This is a genomic window from Longimicrobium sp. (assembly GCF_036388275.1).
Classification (GTDB): Bacteria; Gemmatimonadota; Gemmatimonadetes; order Longimicrobiales; family Longimicrobiaceae; genus Longimicrobium.
The window spans coordinates 1-2,683 of sequence record NZ_DASVSF010000005.1; the positions used below are offsets into that span (position 1 = coordinate 1).

3 protein-coding genes are annotated in these 2,683 nt (G+C 65.5%); all 3 read right to left on the reverse strand.

All coding sequences use genetic code 11. The annotated features are described in order from the left end of the window. Window positions 1-217: 217 nt before the first annotated feature. Window positions 218-808, reverse strand: coding sequence for an ISAs1 family transposase (locus VF632_RS02310; RefSeq protein WP_331021227.1), 591 nt, complete (start codon window positions 806-808; stop codon window positions 218-220). Beyond that, complete coding sequence (locus VF632_RS02315; RefSeq protein WP_331021228.1) at window positions 760-1,347, reverse strand: ISAs1 family transposase; 588 nt, start codon at window positions 1,345-1,347, stop codon at window positions 760-762. Before VF632_RS02315 ends, VF632_RS02310 begins: the two co-directional genes overlap by 49 nt. A 555-nt stretch (window positions 1,348-1,902) precedes the next feature. Beyond that, a partial coding sequence (locus VF632_RS02320; RefSeq protein ID WP_331021229.1) for a mandelate racemase/muconate lactonizing enzyme family protein occupies window positions 1,903-2,683 on the reverse strand: 781 nt, incomplete at its 5' end.

The following is a 2,683-nucleotide window of genomic DNA, read 5'->3' on the forward strand; positions in this document are numbered from 1 at the left end:
GCTGGCGCAGTTTACGGCAACGCAATTACTGATTGCGGTCGCGGTGCGGCGTTCTCACACAGGCTCGACCCGAAGCAGACTCTCGTGTTGCTTAGTCGCTAAGCCTGAGGGTGCTTGGCCTACTCCAGCAGCGCGTCCTTGGCGGGACATCCAGCCCCGGTCATCGGTTGGCGGGGCTATAGGAAGCGTCCGTAATAACCACCATCACCAGGGCTGTTCAACGCTGTGGGATGCGGAGAAGGTTGAGGAGGTAATCGACGCCACCGATGGCAGCGCGGAAGCGGTCCTGGGGGAGTGAGCTTCGGCGGTTGGTCTTGAGGATGTTGAAGGCGAAGCTGCGGAGCCTGGCGAAGACGCCGGGGTTGATGCGGATGCGCGAGCGATCCTCGCCCATAGTGACGTCGCGGCTGTAGTGCGAGGTGTTCTCGACCCTCCAGTGGTCTCGGATGGCGGATGCGGCGCAAACGGCGGAGATCGCGGTGGTGGCGAGGTAGAGGGCGGTCTCGGTGGAGCGATGCCAAAGACCGGTTTTGGCGCTGCGGGTGAGGACATCGCGCTCGACGCGGATCACGGCACTGACGAGGGACGACCACTCGGTGTCAGTGAAGGCGGTGGCGGCATCGAAGACGGTGACGCTGGGCTCTTCTTGTCGGTTACGCCCGCGATTGCGGCTGCTGGTCGTGGAGAGCGGGGTGGCGCTGGCGCAGAGGTCCTTGGCCTGCTGATGCAGGGTGGGCTGGTTGTCCTTGAGCTGTATGATCAGGTCGGCTCCGGCCTTGCTGGCGACGTCGAAGGTTTTCTTTGGCAATGCAGGGCATCGAGCGTGACCAACCGGCCAGCCAGGCCGAGTTCGGCGAGCAGCGCCTGGGCGGCCGGGATCTCGTTGGATTTCTCGTCGACCTCGCTGTGCGCCAGCACCAGCGCGGTGTCGGTGGCGAACACGCCGAGCAGGTGCGCGGCGGCACGGTCACGGAACGCGTCGAAGCTGCCGCGCAGGGTTTTGCCGTCGATCGCCAAGCTGCCCCCGCCCGGCTTGGCGTGGGCCGCCTGCAACAGCTTGGCGTGGCGACGAAAGGCGGCTTCCACCGCGTCGCCGTCCAGGCCTTGTAGGATGGAGCGGATCGCGGTGTGCGCCGGCGCCCGCCGCCAGGTCAGCCCGAACACCTCGTTCAGCCGGTGACGATGCATCTCGATAAAGGTGGCGATGCTGCGATACGAGTTGCCGCCGCTGACGATGGCCAGGATGGAGAACAGCAGGACATGCGCCAGCTGGTAGACCTTACCCTCCGCCCGGCGGTGATCAGGCACCTCCTCCAGCAGGCCCAGCAGCGGCGCAAACGCGGTCACGGCAACCTCCACCTTGGTTGCCACCTTATGAGTCAGAGGTTTGCCGACCTGGGAATCCTGCCATCAGCCGGCCGGCGCCGTTCTCCCCCGACCTGTGGCAGCGAAGACTCACTCCCGCTACCGCACAGCCTTGAACAGCCCTGTGCTCCGGATGTTGCGCAGCGCTTCGGATTGGAACCAGCAAAGGCGTCAGCTTTGAAAGCAGAAGAGCGAGAATTCCTGGCGGAGGATGGAGACGAGGAAGCCGTAGTTCACAACGAAAGCTAAAGATGCTTGCCTGAATGGAGCGTTCATAGGCTTGCTAGCCGAAGCAGTGCATGCCGAGCAAACGTTGTGCCTTGGGAGCAACATCAAGCACCGGGAACGCCGAGGATAGACGCCAAGCTACCGCAGCAGGATTTTGCCGGAAGCGGTCAAGCAGCATTTGGCGGCCTAACCGAGCAGAAGCAGATCTTCGCCATTCGTCGGCCGAACTGTCGAGTTCGACCCAGAGCGGTCCTGCCGTCCATCAGCCGGTGCTCAGCTTCGCCAGGTCGGCTGTAACAGTGCTGCCGCTCAGGCCTGTCGCCTGGTCCTAACGGTGACGTAGGGCTCGAACTGCGAGACGTCGGGGACGACCCCCAGGCCCGGCCCCTCCGGCAGCGCCATCATCCCTTCCTGCACTGGCAGCACCGGGTCGATGATGAGGCTGCGCAGCGGATTGGGGTTCGCGTCCACCTCGAGGAAGCCCGGGCCCCGCACCGCTGCCAGCAGGTGCAGCGAGGCCAGTTGCCCTAGCCCACCTGCCAGGAAGTGCGGACAATAGGCCCGGCCTGAGGCTACCACCGCACGTGCCACCGGCAGCGTCGCCGAGGCGCCGCCCCATTTGCAGCAATCCGGCTGCACGAAGCCCAGGTGGCACTCGGCCAGCGCGCGGTGGTACTCGAGAGTGCCGCGCAGGTTCTCCCCGGCCGCCAGCGGCGCCCGGCTCGCACCCGAGACCTGCGCCCATTCCCAAGACGGACGGTCGGCCGCGAGGGGCTCCTCAATCCAAGTTATTGGAAACTCGCCCAGCACCTGTACCATCCGCGTCGCTGTGCGCAGGTCCCAGCCCTGGTTGATGTCCACCATCACCCGCTCGCCGTCGCGCAGTCCGGCGAAAACCGGGCGGAGAGTCGCCAAGTCGCGCTTCGTGCCGAAGCCGATCTTGATCTTGAAGTTGCGGTAGCCGCGACCGCGAGCCTCTTCTACCTGCTCCAGCGCCTGGGCGTCCGGATTAAGGCCGCTGGCATAGACCGGCACCGCACCGGCGTCGGTGCCACCCCAATAGCGCCAAAGCGGCACCCCGGCCCGGCGG